Source organism: Planococcus sp. TJ-307 (assembly GCF_058268435.1).
The window spans coordinates 36,332-52,511 of the sequence record NZ_JBZDOJ010000006.1; the positions used below are offsets into that span (position 1 = coordinate 36,332).

17 protein-coding genes and 1 riboswitch are annotated in these 16,180 nt (G+C 45.0%); of the genes, 5 read left to right on the top strand and 12 right to left on the bottom strand.

Features of this window, described 5'->3' with window-relative positions; all coding sequences use genetic code 11:
* The first annotated feature begins 253 nt into the window (after positions 1-253).
* Positions 254-820 carry a beta-class carbonic anhydrase gene (locus tag AC4EHK_RS17310; RefSeq protein WP_490980004.1) on the top strand — a complete coding sequence of 189 codons (567 nt, stop codon included), beginning with the start codon at positions 254-256 and terminating at the stop codon, positions 818-820.
* A 7-nt stretch (positions 821-827) separates the two neighbouring features.
* Here the strand turns inward: AC4EHK_RS17310 and AC4EHK_RS17315 are convergent, their stop codons facing one another.
* The 3 genes from AC4EHK_RS17315 to AC4EHK_RS17325 all read right to left on the bottom strand — a co-directional run bounded on the left by AC4EHK_RS17315 (position 828) and on the right by AC4EHK_RS17325 (position 3,747).
* A complete protein-coding gene (locus AC4EHK_RS17315; protein ID WP_490980005.1) occupies positions 828-1,310 on the bottom strand; it encodes a DinB family protein in 483 nt (160 codons plus the stop codon).
* 87 nt (positions 1,311-1,397) lie between these two features.
* Complete coding sequence (locus AC4EHK_RS17320; protein ID WP_490980006.1) at positions 1,398-1,946, bottom strand: GNAT family N-acetyltransferase; 549 nt, start codon at positions 1,944-1,946, stop codon at positions 1,398-1,400.
* Between the two features lies 1 nt (position 1,947).
* Positions 1,948-3,747, bottom strand: coding sequence for a M3 family oligoendopeptidase (locus tag AC4EHK_RS17325; protein WP_490980007.1), 1,800 nt, complete (start codon positions 3,745-3,747; stop codon positions 1,948-1,950).
* A 194-nt stretch (positions 3,748-3,941) separates the two neighbouring features.
* On the opposite strand from AC4EHK_RS17325, the gene AC4EHK_RS17330 reads away from it, so the two are divergent.
* Positions 3,942-4,676, top strand: coding sequence for a TspO-related membrane protein (locus AC4EHK_RS17330; RefSeq protein WP_490980008.1), 735 nt, complete (start codon positions 3,942-3,944; stop codon positions 4,674-4,676).
* Positions 4,677-4,777: 101 nt separating this feature from the next.
* Here AC4EHK_RS17330 and map read toward each other — a convergent pair whose 3' ends face one another.
* Positions 4,778-5,530: a type I methionyl aminopeptidase gene (gene map / locus AC4EHK_RS17335; protein WP_490980009.1), complete on the bottom strand. Its 753-nt coding sequence runs from the start codon at positions 5,528-5,530 to the stop codon at positions 4,778-4,780.
* Positions 5,531-5,663: 133 nt separating this feature from the next.
* A complete protein-coding gene (gene thiT, locus AC4EHK_RS17340) occupies positions 5,664-6,239 on the bottom strand; it encodes an energy-coupled thiamine transporter ThiT (RefSeq protein WP_490980010.1) in 576 nt (191 codons plus the stop codon).
* A gap of 97 nt (positions 6,240-6,336) precedes the next feature.
* Positions 6,337-6,435: riboswitch (TPP riboswitch) on the bottom strand.
* A gap of 146 nt (positions 6,436-6,581) precedes the next feature.
* Between thiT and AC4EHK_RS17345 the strand changes: the two genes are divergently transcribed.
* Together AC4EHK_RS17345 and AC4EHK_RS17350 are read left to right on the top strand one after the other, a co-directional pair.
* Complete coding sequence (locus tag AC4EHK_RS17345; RefSeq protein ID WP_490980011.1) at positions 6,582-7,655, top strand: M20 family metallopeptidase; 1,074 nt, start codon at positions 6,582-6,584, stop codon at positions 7,653-7,655.
* 65 nt (positions 7,656-7,720) lie between these two features.
* Entirely contained in the window at positions 7,721-7,867 is a 147-nt protein-coding gene (locus AC4EHK_RS17350) for a hypothetical protein (protein ID WP_185960110.1), read from the top strand.
* A gap of 206 nt (positions 7,868-8,073) precedes the next feature.
* On the opposite strand, the gene AC4EHK_RS17355 is transcribed toward AC4EHK_RS17350, so the two are convergent.
* The 4 genes from AC4EHK_RS17355 to AC4EHK_RS17370 all read right to left on the bottom strand — a co-directional run bounded on the left by AC4EHK_RS17355 (position 8,074) and on the right by AC4EHK_RS17370 (position 12,960).
* A complete protein-coding gene (locus AC4EHK_RS17355; protein WP_490980012.1) occupies positions 8,074-8,985 on the bottom strand; it encodes an SGNH/GDSL hydrolase family protein in 912 nt (303 codons plus the stop codon).
* A 12-nt stretch (positions 8,986-8,997) separates the two neighbouring features.
* On the bottom strand, positions 8,998-10,227 hold the full coding sequence (locus tag AC4EHK_RS17360; RefSeq protein WP_490980013.1) for an aminopeptidase: 1,230 nt from the start codon (positions 10,225-10,227) through the stop codon (positions 8,998-9,000).
* Complete coding sequence (locus tag AC4EHK_RS17365; RefSeq protein ID WP_490980014.1) at positions 10,224-11,384, bottom strand: DEAD/DEAH box helicase; 1,161 nt, start codon at positions 11,382-11,384, stop codon at positions 10,224-10,226. The genes AC4EHK_RS17360 and AC4EHK_RS17365 overlap by 4 nt, the downstream gene beginning before the upstream one ends.
* A 106-nt stretch (positions 11,385-11,490) precedes the next feature.
* On the bottom strand, positions 11,491-12,960 hold the full coding sequence (locus tag AC4EHK_RS17370) for an MDR family MFS transporter (protein WP_490980015.1): 1,470 nt from the start codon (positions 12,958-12,960) through the stop codon (positions 11,491-11,493).
* A 174-nt stretch (positions 12,961-13,134) separates the two neighbouring features.
* Between AC4EHK_RS17370 and AC4EHK_RS17375 the strand changes: the two genes are divergently transcribed.
* On the top strand, positions 13,135-13,995 hold the full coding sequence (locus AC4EHK_RS17375) for a TetR/AcrR family transcriptional regulator (RefSeq protein WP_490980016.1): 861 nt from the start codon (positions 13,135-13,137) through the stop codon (positions 13,993-13,995).
* 167 nt (positions 13,996-14,162) lie between these two features.
* On the opposite strand, the gene fbpA is transcribed toward AC4EHK_RS17375, so the two are convergent.
* The 3 genes from fbpA to cydS all read right to left on the bottom strand — a co-directional run bounded on the left by fbpA (position 14,163) and on the right by cydS (position 16,167).
* Entirely contained in the window at positions 14,163-14,321 is a 159-nt protein-coding gene (fbpA, locus tag AC4EHK_RS17380; RefSeq protein ID WP_490980017.1) for a Fur-regulated basic protein FbpA, read from the bottom strand.
* A gap of 143 nt (positions 14,322-14,464) precedes the next feature.
* Complete coding sequence (gene rlmD, locus AC4EHK_RS17385) at positions 14,465-15,826, bottom strand: 23S rRNA (uracil(1939)-C(5))-methyltransferase RlmD (protein ID WP_490980018.1); 1,362 nt, start codon at positions 15,824-15,826, stop codon at positions 14,465-14,467.
* Between the two features lie 230 nt (positions 15,827-16,056).
* The gene (gene cydS / locus AC4EHK_RS17390) at positions 16,057-16,167 is read right to left on the bottom strand and encodes a cytochrome bd oxidase small subunit CydS family protein (protein ID WP_394122031.1); all 111 of its coding nucleotides are present in this window, start codon (positions 16,165-16,167) and stop codon (positions 16,057-16,059) included.
* Positions 16,168-16,180 lie beyond the last annotated feature (13 nt).

The following is a 16,180-nucleotide window of genomic DNA, read 5'->3' on the forward strand; positions in this document are numbered from 1 at the left end:
TCTGCCTTCAGCCTTTTTGTTATTCGGACACTTGTCGCAGTAGAAAAACGGCTGTATAAACCGAAGAAGCAAACGTTTATCCATCGCTCCGGGCAGGACTCCCGCAATATTTCTGCAAAAGCATCGTTTTATGACAGAAACAATGAATAGTATGACTTTTTCCCTAATTTTCTGCACAGCTGTTATTCAATTCGTCTTTTTCGGAAATTTAGATTAAACTTAAAACGTATTAGTCAAAAAGGAGGATATATCAATGGCTTTATTGGATGAAATTTTGGAATATAACGAAGGGTTCGTGAAAGAAAAGCGTTACGAAGAATTTATGACCACTAAGTTTCCTGACAAAAAAGTTGTTATATTGACATGCATGGATACGCGTCTTTTTGAAATGCTGCCAAAAGCGATGAACTTTAAAAACGGTGATATCAAAATCGTCAAAAGTGCTGGAGCCGTTATTAACCACCCGTTCGGAGGCATCATGCGCAGTTTGTTGGTAGCCGTATACGAATTGAATGCGGATGAAATCTATATTATCGGACACCACGACTGTGGCATGGCTTCCATTAAACCTGAAGAGATGTTGGAGAAAATGAAAAAACGCGGAGTAGATGAAAAAACCATTGATATGATGGAATATTCCGGAGTGGATTTGAAAGGCTGGCTCCGTGGATTCGACGATGTGACGGAAAGTGTGGCACATAGCGTCAACATGGTGCGCAATCATCCCCTTCTCGATATTTCAGTTCCTGTCCATGGCCTTGTTATCGATCCAACCACAGGCAAACTGGATGTTGTCGTAAATGGAAACGAAAACCGCTGAGAAACTCTCAGCGGTTTTGTTTTTGATAATAGATATAATCGAGGGCTCTTCCCTCTTTGCCAAATTGCCGAAGAAACGAGGTAATCTGTCCTCTATGGTAACTGGCATGATTCACAACCGTAAACAGCATTTCTTCACGCGTTGAAGAAAAATCATCTCCACGCATATTTTGATACTCAAGTGTTTCCTGCCACTGCTCTTCGGACAGCGAAGCGAAAAACAACTCCATTTCCGCATGCAGCAGCTCAAAAGCATCAATCGCTTGTTGGGTTGTTCCTACTTCGAAATGCTCGAATGCCGGTTTGGCTATACCAGACATTCGCAGCAACCACAGTTTTTCCACACCGATCACATGCGCAATGGTTGCTTGAATGGAAGAAAAAGAGTTGGCTCCCTCTTTCTGATAAAACTCCTCACCGGTTTTTTGAACGTGTTCCAAGCAAGCCAGTGTCGCCCATTTGTGATAAGAAAACAGTTTTTCTGTATTCATCCTTTACGCACCTTCCTCCGCTTTTACTTACGATTCAAACCAGCGTTGCATTTCTTTCCACCATTTTTTGTAGGTGGCCTTGCCCTTTCAAAATTCCTGCTCAATCATAGCGTAGTAATAATGGTCTTTCCATTCGCCATTGATATAGAGAAACTCCTTTAGCAAGCCTTCCCGACGAAATCCGGTTTTTTCCAATACCCGAATTGATCCCTCATTATCCGGAGACACATAGGCCTCAATACGGTGGAGACGAAGTTCTTCGAACCCAAAAACAGTCATCAGCTTGACCGCCTCCGTAGCAATGCCCTTGCCGATATAAGCTTCATCGATTGAGTAGCCGACCAAGGCACTTAAAAAAGGCATACGCTTCACACTGTAGACAGAAATATGACCGATCAGTTTTTTTGTCTCATGCTCAAAAATCCCGACGCTGTACTCCCGATTTTCTCTCGCCTGGTAGATTGATTCCCGAATTTTTTCCCGCTGCACTGCTGCTGAGAAATAGCTGTCGCGGTGTCGCGGTTCGTATACAGACCAATAATCCCGGTTGCGCAGCAGCAATTGCACCATCTCTTCTGCATCGTCCACAGTTAAACTGCGCAGGTAACAAGTCTGCCCTTCGAAAAGCAAGTTCATACTAGGCCTCAGCAGATGTCAGCGAAATAAATTCTTCGGCATCCTGGACACATAAAGCGATTCCTTTTTCCCAGAAAGCCTGCTGCGTGATGTCTTCGCCCAAATGTTTCATTGCCAAGTCTTCTGCAGACATCACTGCTGTATCGCGAAGCAACGCCAGGTATTTTTCTTCAAAGCCGCTCCCTTCTTCCAATGCTTTTGCATATACACTCAAAGAGAACAAATAGCCGAACGTATACGGGAAGTTGTAAAACGGCACATAAGTAATATAGAAATGCAGTTTAGATGCCCAGAAATGCGGGTGCGTCGATGCCAATCCGCCTGCAAATCCTTCTGTCTGTGCCTGCTCCATCAATTCATTTAACCGGGATGCCGGTACAACGCCTTTTTTGCGTTCTTCATAGAAACGGGTTTCAAAAAGGAAACGCGAATGGATGTTCATAAAGAACGCCACACTGCGCTGGACTTTATCTTCCAGCAACGCAATTTTTTCTTCCTTGGACTGCGCATTTTTGACTGCCGCATCTGCCACGATCATTTCAGCGAATGTCGATGCAGTTTCAGCTACATTCATTGCATACGACCGGTTCAAAGAGTGGACAGGACGAAGCGCATAAGTATGGAACGCATGGCCAAGTTCATGCGCCAAGGTCGCTACATTGGACATGGATCCACTGTAAGTCATAAAAATACGTGACTCTTCACTCAGTGGCAAGCCGGTACAAAATCCACCTGGCCGCTTGTTCGGACGGTCTTCGGCTTCAATCCAGCCTTTTTCAAATGCTTGCTGCGCGAATTGCTCCAGCTCAGGTCCAAATTTCCCAAACTGCTTAAGAATGAATTCTGCACCTTCTTGATAAGAAAACTGCTGGGTGCTTTTTGTTACCGGTGCGTCCACGTCATACCAATCCAGTCCGTCTTTGCCCAGCAGTTTGCCTTTTTGGTTTAGATAGTTGACGAAAGGCTGCTTGTTGTTGCTAATGGCTCCCCACATAGCGTCCAATGTTTCCTGCTTCATGCGGTTGATATGCAACGGCTCCTGGAGAGGATTGTCCCATCCACGCTTTTTATAGGTTTCCAAACGGAATCCGGCGATGGAGTTTAAAGTCTTAGCGAAAAACTCTTCTTTATCTGTCCAAGCCTGTTCCAGTTTTTCGTAAGATTCTTTTCGCACTGCTGCGTCTTTGTGTGAGCTTAAGTTATTTGCCTGCCCAACGGATAACGATTTAGGTTCACCATCCACAGTAACCGTAACTTGGATTTCTCCAACCAGCATATCGTACAACTGGCTCCAGCTATGGTAGCCATCTACGCCTAAAGCGGTAATCAGGCTTTCTTCTTGTTCAGACAGCAGCATCTTCGCTTCTTCGCGCCATTCGTTCAAAATAAAAGTGAACTCCCGCAACGATTCTTCTTTGAGCAGCTCTGTCCATACCCCTTCTTCTGTTTTCGACAAATCTTGTTGAATTTTTTGGAATGAATTTTGAAAGCGCGCTGACAGAGAAGAAGCCTCACTTTCCAAAACGCCTGCTTTTTTATCTTGTGTATTCTGAGCCATCAGACAGCCGATAAATGCACCGGATTGGCTCAGATGCCGCATCACACTGTTCATGTGTTCAAGTAAATCGGCTACTTTTTGAGCATCTTCTTTTTCAGTCGGCACTTCAAATTGGTGGACCAACTGTTCGAATGCAGAAATTTTTGTTACTGCTTCGTCCATATGCAGCCGTAATTCCTGTGATTCACTGCCTCCTGGAAATAGCGTATCCAAGTCCCATACTTCCGGATATTTAACTGTCATGACATTGCCCCCTGGTAAACTAAATTTTCTAAAAATGCTCCTTTAGTATATCATTTTTCTTTCCGGAATCGGAACATTATTCCACTTCTCGAGAAAACACTTCACCTTATCGCCATTTCTAGGAATTTTTTTGGAAAAGGATATTTGTTGATTGAAACGGCTACCGTTATACTGAAATGAAGGAGGGATTCCGCATGATTCGTATTTTGCTTATGACAATCGCTTTTATATCCGTAGTTGTCATGAATACTTTAGCAAACACCTTGCCATTGAATAACCAAACCACAGGCGAAATTTCTAATCGGCTTCTCGTCCTATTTACTCCAGCTGGCTATGTATTTTCGATTTGGTCTATCATTTATCTATTGCTGGCTGTTTGGATCATTGCTTTCTGGGTGCGTTTTAAAAAGGGAGAGATTCCTTCATCCAAGATCGCTTTGTTTTTCATCTTAAGCTGCATCTTTAATATCGGCTGGCTGCTGTTGTGGCATTACGAGTTTTTTGCTTGGTCAATCATTGCAATGCTCGGATACCTGGTAGCGTTGATCGCCCTTTACCTGCAATATGGAAATTCGGAACGAACTTTTACTGAACGGCTTCCAATTTCAGTTAATATGGGTTGGATCAGTGTTGCAACCATTGCCAATATCAGCTTTGTTCTGACTTATTACAATTGGAGCGGATGGGGACTCAGTGATCAGCTCTGGACAGTAATCATGCTGACAGTGGCGACTGCACTCGCTTTGCATATTCGCTTCCACCATTTCGATATTCCGTTTGCCGCGGTCTTCATCTGGGCATTTATCGGAATCGCCGTCAAGCATGGTACAGGTGAAATGCTGGTAACAACAGCCTCTCTTTTCCTGAGCGGTGTTATCTTAACCGGTATTTTGCTCATCAAAAAAAGAACGGCTCCAGCAGTTCAATAAAACTGCGGACTACTCGATACAAACGAGTAGGTCCGCAGTTTTTTTGCAGAAAAAAAGATCCGGTTTATGGACCGGATCTTTTTGTTTCTCTATTTAATTTGTTATTTATCCAGCTTGGTAAGCAAAATGGGTTCGCCTTTTGTGACAAGAACCGTGTGCTCAATCTGCGCCACCAAAGATTGGTCCGGCGTAATAAATGTCCAGCCATCGCCAGATTCTACAATGTGCTCGGCTTTCTGCGAGATAAATGGCTCTACTGCCAGCACCATGCCTTCTTTCAGGATGGTCGTCTCCCATGCATCGTAATAATTTAAAATGTGCTGAGGAGCTTCGTGCAACGATTTGCCGATGCCATGGCCGGTCAGATTCTTGATGACGAACAATCCTTGTTCTTTTGCTTCGCGTTCAACTGCTTTGCCGATTTGGTTAAGCTTTGCACCAGCTTTTACTTTTGTCATCGCACGATCAAAAGCCGAAGCAGCCGCCTCACAAATTTTTTCTTTGTCCGCATGCCCTTCCCCAACAACAAACGAAATGCCAGTGTCAGAGAAATAACCTTCGTATGAGCCGGAAACATCGATATTCACAATATCCCCATCCTGGATTACGCGGTCGCCCGGAATGCCATGAGCTACTTCTTCGTTAACGCTGATGCACGTAAATCCTGGGAAATCATATTCCGATTTCGGACCGGAAACACCGCCAAGCTCCTCAAAAAGTTTACCGCCTAATTCATCAATTTCCTTGGTAGTGACGCCGGCTTTGGTTGCAGCCTTCATCGTTTCCCGAATTTCAGCTACCATTTGGCCAGCTTTTTTTAACATTTCAATATCTTTTTCATTAGTTGCTATCATCAATGACCCTTCTTTCAAGCTTTTCTATTCAAGAATTATACCACAAAATTAAATCACAGGCTCCTGGTTCGGTCCATTTTATCCCTTGCGTTGGCATAGAAAAGAAGGCTGTCCAAGGACAGCCTTCCCATTTTTAGGCTTCTGCATCCACCAGCTTTGGGGCTGCCGCAAAAAGCGCAGCACAGACAAAAGCCGCCAGCAAAAATACCGGTATCATATAAGTTGCATTGTAGATGACCGAGTAGATGACCACATTGCCTTCAGCAAACATGCCGAAGAACAAGATCCCCGTCACCACGTGAACGAGATAACGAAGCGCCGAAGCAATCAATACACCCAATACAATTACCGTAAGCATCTTACCGGTTTGTTTGGTTTGTGCATGCTGCAAGTATTTTGTGCGCATGACGCCTGCCAGACCTACCACTCCATATGCCAAAAGATAGTCCAACAACACTTGCATGACGACGAATCCAAATGACAATGGTGTGACCGAGATAAAACCGGAAACAATTTGCAGCAGACCCACAAGGAATCCCGTCAGCACACCGGCACCGACTCCTCTTCTAAAAGCGATCAATACGATTGGAATCATCACCAGACTGACAGATCCGCCTTGTGGCATCCGGAACGAAATAAAATCCAGAACAAACCCAAGAGCTGCGAAAATGGCGATTTCCATCATTAACAAAACTTTTTTATTTCTCATGACTTCCTCCTTAATGTGTGATGCACATCACCAGAAGGGCCGTGAATAAAACCATATTAAAAACGACGCCAGGACAGAGCCTGGCGCCGTTGTAAGGGCCGGTTTCCATCCACATCCCTGCGCAAGTGTTAACTTACAGGTTCAAAGGGTAAGAACAATTTGTTCACTCTCAGCAAAAGCTCCCCTTGTGGTGTATACAACTATTTGACTTTCACCTGTATTGTACACAAGCCTCCTCTTTAATGCAAGGCTGTTTTAAGATAGTCTGATAGGGTAAAGAAATGAATAGAAAAGCTAATTGAAAGGTGGTGGAGGCAGCCGAGATTTCGGGCTTGCCAAAAAATGATTGAACTATTAAAAGACTTAATCAAAATTCAAAGTGATACAAAAGAAGGAGCAAACGAGGCTCTTCTTTTTTGTGCAGATTGGCTGAAGGAAAAAGGCGAAACGGTCACTGTCCATGACAACGAAGGCTATTTGATGTTGACCGCAACTAAAGGCCAAGGCGAAGAAACTTTAATTTGGAACGGCCACGTAGACGTTGTCCCAGGCCATAAAGAACAATTTTCTCCAGTCGAAGAACAAGACCGTCTTTACGGACGGGGGTCTGCAGATATGAAAGCCGGGGTTGCCGCAATGATGCAGGCGTTTATTGAACTCGACAGCAGCAGCCTTAACCGTATCGTTCAACTGCATATCGTAACCGATGAAGAAATTGGCGGCCGCAACACGTCCAAGTGGCTGGTTGAACAAGGATACCATGGCAACTTTGTTATTTGCGGAGAACCGACTGGACTGAAAGTTGGCCTGCAGTCCAAAGGTATTTTGCGGATGGATATGACGTTCAAAGGCAAACCTGCCCACGGCAGCCGTCCATGGGAAGGCATCAATGCCATTGAATCGGCGATGAAGTTCCATATGGCGATCACGGATCTGCCATTCCGAAAAGAATCAACCGAATATTACGAGCACCCTTCCGTCAACCTGCCAATCATTAAAGCAGGCGACCGCTATAACGTTGTTCCTGAAATTTGCGAAATGTCATACGATATCCGCTTTATGCCAGGACAGGACAAAGATGAAATAATCCGTCAACTGGTAGAACTGGCTGATACATTAGATGTCGATATGGAATATAAAGCTTTAGGCTCTACACCTGCACTTACTACGACAAAAGAAAATTTATATATTCAAAGTTTGCAAAAAGCGATTTTGGACACAACTCAACAAGAACCCGTTTTATTCGGCCAGCACGGCGCAGCAGACACCCGCTACTATGCGGCAGTAACCGGCGGCGAAGGTGCTATTGAATTTGGCCCGAGCGGCGATGATTGGCATGGCAACGCTGAATATGTGTTGATTTCAAGTGTCCATTCTTATAAAGATATCTTGTTGGCACATGCGCAATCTGCATAAAAGGTTTGCAATCCGAAGAATTCGGGAAAATGATAAGTATTAACCCCATGAATGGAGAGATTTAAATGGCAATTGGCAGACTATTGAAATCAGCGATAAAATACGGACCGATCGCGTACCCGATCATTCGTAAAGTTTTAAATAAAAGAAAACAAGGCAAAGCTGGACAATCAGCTCCTCAACAGCCTGATACGCGTGGCAGAAAACGCTAAAATAAAAAAAGTTCCGGCATACACATGCCGGAACTTTTTTTTGGATTAAGAAATCAGCTTAAAATTCACGGGCGCTTCCGCTTTTCTTTGTCCAGACTCCAGCGCCCAGCTCTTTGGGGCATAAGCCAATCCAGCTGTGGGGCAAAGAGCGCCACACTGCCGGTCTGTCTTATGCCCAGCAGAGCTGCACGGGCGCTTCCGCTTTTCTAGATATAAGGCATTGCTTCGCGCAGTGCAAAATAACCGGTTGGGCTATCGTCAGAAGGCCGCTGTGCTGTTTCGTCAGCTTCGTTATCCTCAGCATTTTCTGGCTCTTCCTGATCCTGTGCTTCCATAATTTGCTCGAAAGACAATGGGTTCGGCGGCGGCATTTCAAAATCTTCCACCGTCCAAGCTTCCTGGTATTCACTGAAAAACGCATTCGCCATGGCCTGATAACCCGCTGCATTCGGATGAACATCCGCTGGATTCGGAACTTTATCCACTGCATTTGAACCAAATGATTGGTCTACTGATACAAAAACAGCCCCTGCCTTTTCAGCCGATCGCTGAAGAATTTCATTGAGCCGGTCAAGCTGTTTGGCAGTTCCGTTCTTTTGGCTGTCACGAACGTGCGGGTAAGCAAAGTAATACCCCATCACGTAAACCGTTGCTTCAGGGGATTTTTCCGTGAGTTCTGCCAAAATCAAATCCATATTTTGTCTTGCCTCGTTAAGCGCAAAATCCACTTGAACTTGTTGGAAAGTCAAAGACCCCTGTGCCGCGTCTCCCTGGACAAGGCGCAAAAGATCGTTTGCCCCGGCCGAAACAGTAATAAGATTGGCTGAAGACAACACTTCTTCCGCTTCCTCACTTTGGATGCTGTCTAATACATCTGATGTGGTGAATCCTGGAAAAGCCAAGTTTTTCGAATAAAATGCCACCGGCTGATTGCGCGACAGCTCTTGGGCGATCAAATCTGCGTAACCGGCATCTATTTGGCGGTCAGGCGTCTGCCCTGCTGCAAGTGAATCGCCAATAGCGATATAAGCCGCTGGAATTTGAAGTTCAGCCTGTGCAGCAGCTGTTCCGCTAAACAGCAGAAATCCGGCCATTGCCGCTATCCAATACTTCTTCATTTCAATCACCTCTTAGAATGCCCAGTTTCCATTGCGGAAGATGGGCTCTTTTGAACCATCTGCTGTAATGCCATCAATATCCATCTTGTCACTGCCAATCATAAAATCCTCATGGACAATCGAAGTATTCAAACCGATGGCTGCCAATTGTTGGCGTTCCAAATCACGCGCATCTTCGTAGCAAGTTGGATAAGAATCACCAATTGCCAAATGATTCGAAGCATTTTCATCAAACAGCGTATTGTAAAACAGTATGTTCGAGTCAGAAATCGGCGAATGGTACGGCACTAAAGCCACTTCTCCCAAATAAGCTGCTCCCTCATCTGCACTGATCATTTCGTTGAGCAGTTCTTGCCCGGTCTCCGCTTGTGCGTCGACAATTTTTCCTTTTTCAAACGTCAGCGTAAAGCCATCAATCACATTCCCTTGGTACACCAAAGGCTTGGTATTGCGGACCGTGCCATCCACTCCGTGTTTTAACGGGACGGTATACACTTCCTCTGTTGGCATATTGGCGATAAACGGATTGCCTTGAGGTGTTTTTGACGCGCCGGACATCCAAATATGCTTGTCCGGCAGTTCGATCGTCAAGTCTGTTCCTGGAGCACTGTAATGTAATTTCATGTAGCGTTTTTCGTTCAATTGAGAAGCACGCTGCTCCAGCAGCGCGATGTGGTTTTTCCACGCTTCGACCGCATCTCCTTCACCAATGCGAACCGTTTGGAAAATAGCCTGCCAAAGAGCTTCCATCTGCTTCTCCGCGGGCAAATCCGGAAAAACTTTTTGCGCCCATTTCGGCGATGGAATGGCTACAATTGACCACGCGACTTTATCGGTTCCAACTGCCTGGCGGTAACGTTCCAATGCTTTTCCGGCAGATTTTTGCGAATCAGCCAATCGTTTCGCTGGAATTCCAGTTAACAAATCCGGATCTTCTGCATCAATCCATAGGAAAGAACCGCCCGTATTGATTACTTCATCACGCTGGACGACAGACCATTCCGGGTATTCTGTGAACGCATCATCAGGCGCCAATTCGAAATGTGTCCGTGTCTGCACTGGGTCTTCGTAATTGACCTGTACTCGTTTAGCACCTGCTTCATAGGCTTTTCTGACAACCATTCGCGTAAATTCCAGTGTATCGGTTGTTGTGTTGATGACAACTACTTGTCCTTTTTGAACATTCAACCCTATCGAAACAGTCAAGTCAGCATATTGTTCAAGTTTCTCCTGGAAGTTCATCGTTTATTCCCCTTTGCCGCAATCGTTTTGCTGGAACCTTCGATCAATTTCCCGCCATGGATTACTTTCTGGACGGTTTTCGAAGGCAATTCTTTAGTGAATTTTTTGTAATGGCGTTCATCGGAATATGCCAAGAGGGTCAACACTTCCCCGTCCGCTCCGGCTCTTCCTGTTCTGCCTGAACGGTGCAAGTACTGCTCGACCGTTTGCGGCACATCTACATGGATAACATGTGTTACTTGATCGATATCCAATCCGCGGGCAGCCACTTCTGTTGCAATCAATACAGCTACTTCTCCTTTTCGGAAAGCGTCCAATGCTTTTTTGCGCTCATCTTTTTTCATTTCCGAATGCAAGGTGACAATCTTCGCATCACGGAACTTCAATTTATTTTCCTTCATCAGCAATTGGTCCAGGTTGTTGACGAATGCCAATCCCTTCATGCCTGGAATATGTGAAATGCTGCGCAGCAATTCGGTTTTGTCGCGCTCATCCACTTTGACAAATGAGTGCGTCACTTTGCCGAACATCGGCAGATCCTCCGCAGTTACTTGCAAGCGTGTCGGATGCTGCATCAACCGTTCGGCCACCAATTCGATTTCTTCGGTAATTGTAGCTGAAACCAAAACCAATTGGCGGTCGTGCTGCGTTTTTTCAATCAAGTCTTTCATGATGCCGCGGTGTTCACGAGCCATCAGCTGGTCGCCTTCATCCAAGACCAACATCCGGATTTCGTGCATTTTCAATTTTTTGGTTTTAACCAATTCATTTAGGCGCCCTGGCGTACCCACAACAATGGTCGGTTTTTTCTTGAGCGTGTCCAATTGGCGTTGTATATTGGCTCCCCCAATTAATTGCGTCACGGTGACGTCTGTTCCTTCTGTCCACTCCCGCAATACATTGACGATCTGCATCGACAACTCCTGTGACGGAGCTACAATCATGGCTTGGATTGCCTTTTTTTCAGGGTTGACGCGCTGTAAGATTGGCAGTACATATGCCAAGGTTTTTCCTGAACCTGTTGGAGATTCTGCAACGATATCATTGCCAGCCAACATTTCCGGAATCATCTGTTCCTGAATCGGCATTGCCGCTTCAAATCCTGCTTTTTCCCATTTTTCTTGCCACAAGGGGCTCAATTCTTTTATAAAAGTCATTTGCGATTCCACCTTTTTTTCAATGCTTCTAGTGTACCATATTAGCTGTTTTAACGCCTTTTTTGATACGCAAAAGGCCAGCCTTACCAGCGGCTGGCCTCCTAGATTATTCGGTTGCTTCTTGTTGTCTATAAACAACTTCTTTTTCTGTTTCCGTTGCCTGTAGCACCGGTTTTTTAATAAAGAACGCTAAGACCAATGCCACCAAAGCGATAAACGTCGATACGAAGAAGGCAAAGTTAATACCGTCAAGCATGGCAATGTTCATGATGCTTTCAGGAGCAGCCCCTTCCGCTGCCAAGGTTTGTGCTGTTGAATCGGTACGTGTGTTCATAATGGTAATAAGGAAAGCAGAACCAACCGCACCGGCCACTTGCTGCAAGGTGTTGTTGATTGCCGTTCCATGCGGATAGGATTTCATCGGCAATGTATTCAAGCCGTTTGTCATAACCGGCATCATGACCATCGAAATGCCGAACATCCGCAGCGTGTACATCAGCATGATGCTAATGTAACTGGAGTCCAAGCTTAGTTGGCTGAACATATAGGTAGTGATGACCACAATTGCCAAACCCGGTATAGCCAGCACTTTTGCGCCGAACCGGTCAAACAGCCGCCCGGTAATCGGCGACATCAAGCCCATGGCCAAAGCGCCGGGAAGCATCAGCAAACCTGAATCGATTGGCGAGATTCCTTTAATGGTCTGAATATAAATTGGCATTAAGATCATCGCTGAGAACATCGACATGGAAAGTGCGATTGAAATCGCTGATGACAAGGCAAACATCGGGTATTTGTAAATTCGAATTTCCAGCAGAGGTTCATCTAATTTCAACTGGCGCAAACCAAAAACAATCAGCGATATGACACCAATCACAATCGTTGCCACAACTACCGGATCGCTCCAACCCAGCGTCCCTGCCGAACTAAATCCATATAACACACCGCCGAAACCTAAGCTGGAAAGTGCCAACGAAGCTTTGTCAAGCGATATTTCTCTGTTTTGAAATGTCAGGTTTTTTAATTTGAAAATACCCAACGCTAGTGGAATTAAAGCGACCGGCAAGACTACCCAGAAAAGCACGCGCCACGAATAGTGCTCAACGATAAATCCGGATAAGGTCGGGCCGATTGCAGGTGCAACAACCATAACCAGGCCGAACACGCCCATCGCAGATCCGCGTTTTTCAACTGGAAAAGCGGCCAGCATAACATTCATCAATAAAGGCATCATCAAGGCAGCGCCAGCCGCTTGAATCATTCTTCCGACTAGTAAGATGCTGAATATAGGAGCCACTGCCGCCAGTAAGGTTCCGAGCGCAAACAGCGACATCGCGACGATAAAAATAGAGCGGTTCGAGTAGCGCTGAATAAAATAAGCACTGGCCGGGATCAAAATCCCGTTGACCAGCATATAGCCTGTTACGAGCCATTGCGCTGTAGAAGCGTCGATATTCAAATCCAGCATAATTTCAGGCAATGCAATGTTTAATAAGGTTTGATTAAAGATGGCGACAAATGCGCCGCTAAAGAGAATGGCTATAATGCCATAAGGTGTTTTTTTCTGATTGTTCATATTCATGCTTCCTCCGTAAATAATACTGTTTATTTTTGTCTATTTCTCCATTGCATTATTCTATACCTGCTGTACATTTAATTCAAGCATATTGCTATAAATTTTACGAAACATTGATTTAACAGGTTTTTTAAGCTATAATAAAAGTATACTAACGGTATAAAGGTGAGGTAAATGAATCCGAAAAAACAACAAATTTTAAATGCAGCCTACGAGCTTTTCATCAATAAAGGTTATAACTCTTCTTCTATTCAAGACATTTTGGATGGAGCTAAAGTATCGAAAGGAACGTTTTACAATTATTTCGGTTCTAAATCCGAATGCCTCATGGCAATCATGGAATCGATTGGCAGCGAAATCCGGCAGCGGCGGATGGCAGCTGCTGTTGGAATGTCTGCCAACGATCCGGAAGTTTTGGCCGAACAATTGTATATCCGCATCAAACTGAACCTTGAAAAAAACCTGTTCGCGCTTTACGAAAGCATTTTCTATTCGCAAGATCCGGAGTTGAAATCCTTTTCCGTCAAACAGTATTCATTGGAAATGGAATGGATTTCTTCGCGAATCGTCGATGTTTTCGGTAAAGAGGCAGCACCGTATGCTTTGGAAAATGCAGCATTTGTCCATGGATACGTTCAACAACTGATTCACCTATGGCGTCTTGTATCTGTCGAGAATTTGCCAGCAGACAAACTTTCTTCTTTCGTTATTCGTCGACTGCAAGCAACAATTGCTCTTCAAATAGCAGCAAAAGATACTTTTTTCGGGGAGTTGAAACTGCCGCTCGCTACGCCAGCTGACGACATCACCCTAGAAGAGCTTTCTCCTTTGCTTGAACAGTACGCGCTAAAATTAAAAAATCAGGAAAATATCAAACAGCTGACACAATTTCTTTCAAGTGAACTGGCAGCAGAGATGCCACGCAAAGCATTGATTGAAAGCGTTCTGACGACACTCGCCAATGACGATCGAATCGAATCGGAACTGTCGATTATGATCGAGCAAATTTGGAAACATTTAGCCGACATCAACTAAAAAGAGCAAAGCCTCAATGGCTTCGCTCCTAAATCTAAATAAGGTTTACCTAAATTGAATAGTGATGTGTAGTTCCAGCCAGTGCGGGCACTTTACTTCCTGTAGATCGTGCTTCAACCTGCTCCTCAGTTTTATTTCATACAGCAAAATCCACAAAAAAACCGGCATCAGCCGGCTTGGTTAGTTTCTGTATAGGTTTTCAGCAGTTCGTAAAGTGAAGTTTCATATAGTTGGCGTCCGTTAATTTTAAAGATATTCTGTTCGACCAACCCTTGAATGACGGTTTCACGTTTGTCTGTGAATTTTGACTCTGGTATCTGTTCCATTTTCATCGTTCTCTCCTTTTAGAAGCACTCCTTTTTCTTTACCCTATACTCTGTTTGCTTAAAACCTGTAACTGAATAAAATGTCATTTTTGACTGAAAGTAAAAAGACCCAATCAGCCTGAAACACTGATTGGGTCTTTTTGTTACGCCAGTTCCAGCCAAGCTACTGCTTCACAATGTGTGGATTGCGGGAACATGTCAACAGGCTGCACTTCTTTCGTACGGTAACCGCCGTCTTCCAGTATCCGCAAATCACGTGCTAAGGTTGCCGGGTTGCAGGATACATAAACCACGCGCGCCGGGCGCTGCTTAAGGATGGTCCGCAGCAATTGTTCATCACAACCTTTTCTTGGCGGATCAACGACCAATACGTCTGCCTTCTTGCCTTCTTTGTACCAACGCGGTATGACTTGTTCAGCAGGCCCCGCTTCGAACAGCGTATTGGATAAGCTGTTCAACTCAGCGTTCCGCTTTGCATCTTCAATCGCCTGCGGAACTATTTCGACACCCATGACAAATTTAGCGCGCTGTGCGAGAAACAGTGAAATCGTTCCGATGCCACAGTACGCATCAATGACGGTTTCTTGGCCGGTCAATTGCGCATATTGGAGCGCTTGCCCGTAAAGGACTTCTGTCTGCTCGGGATTGATCTGGTAGAAAGAACGTGCGGATATTTCAAAACGGACATCGCCGATTTGGTCTTCTATCACGTCTTTGCCCCAAAGCGTCAAGGTCTCATCTCCAAAAATAACATTGGTTTTTTCTGTGTTGATGTTTTGGACAATCGATGTCACTTCTGGAACTGTCTTTTGAATCAACTCAACCGCACGTGCTGCCTGTGAGAATTTCTTTTTCTTGGTAACGAGTACTACCATAATTTCTCCAGTCGCCCGGGCTTTCCGCACAACTACATGGCGCAGCATTCCGCGGTGGGTCGCTTCTTCATATGGTTCGATTCCTAGTTCAGCCAAATTCTTTTTCAACGACACCATAATAGCGTCTGCTTCCGGTGTCTGGATGAGGCAAATATCCGTATCTGCAATGTCATGCGAACGCGGCTGATAAAATCCGGCCACCACGTTGCCGTTTTGCGTACCAAATGGAATCTGAGATTTATTGCGGTAACGCCACGGATCATCCATACCTTTTACCGGATGAACTGGCACGTCCGGCAACTTACCAATACGGGTAATAGCATCGCGTACCAATTTCTGCTTGAACGTCATCTGCCCTTCGTAAGAAAGGTGCTGAATCTGGCAGCCGCCGCACGTATCAAACACCGGGCAAGGTGCAGCCACACGAAAAGGTGAAGCTTGTTGTATGTCAATGAGCTTCGCAAAGCCATAAGATTTCAACGTCTTTACTACATGGACCAACACATCTTCTCCCGGCAAAGCGCCTGGGATAAATAACGGGTAGCCGTCAACTTTCGCTACACCCGCACCGTCATGCGTTAAGTCTTCTACATGGACCGTGATCCGATCATTTTTATTCACTGGTTTCAAAACTATTCACTCCATTTCACATCTACTTATCATACAACAAGAAAAGCGAAAGTGCCCGTCTTAAATTCGACGGGCATAAGACATTCTGGCGAAGTGGCATGTTTTCAGCCGCATAGCCAGAATGGCTTATGACCCTAGAATTTGGGCACTAAAGTCTAGACAATAAACAAAGAGTTGTAAATTTTATTTAAACAAGAAAAAACGCGGCAGGCAAAAGCCTGCACGCGCTCTTAGTCCCGGTCTTTGGTGGCGGGACCATCTTTCAGCGAGAACCAGAAACCAAAAATGATGGCTCCGAACAACACCAGAAATGGTGCATAAAATATCATGAAATCCTGCATAAACAATTCCTCC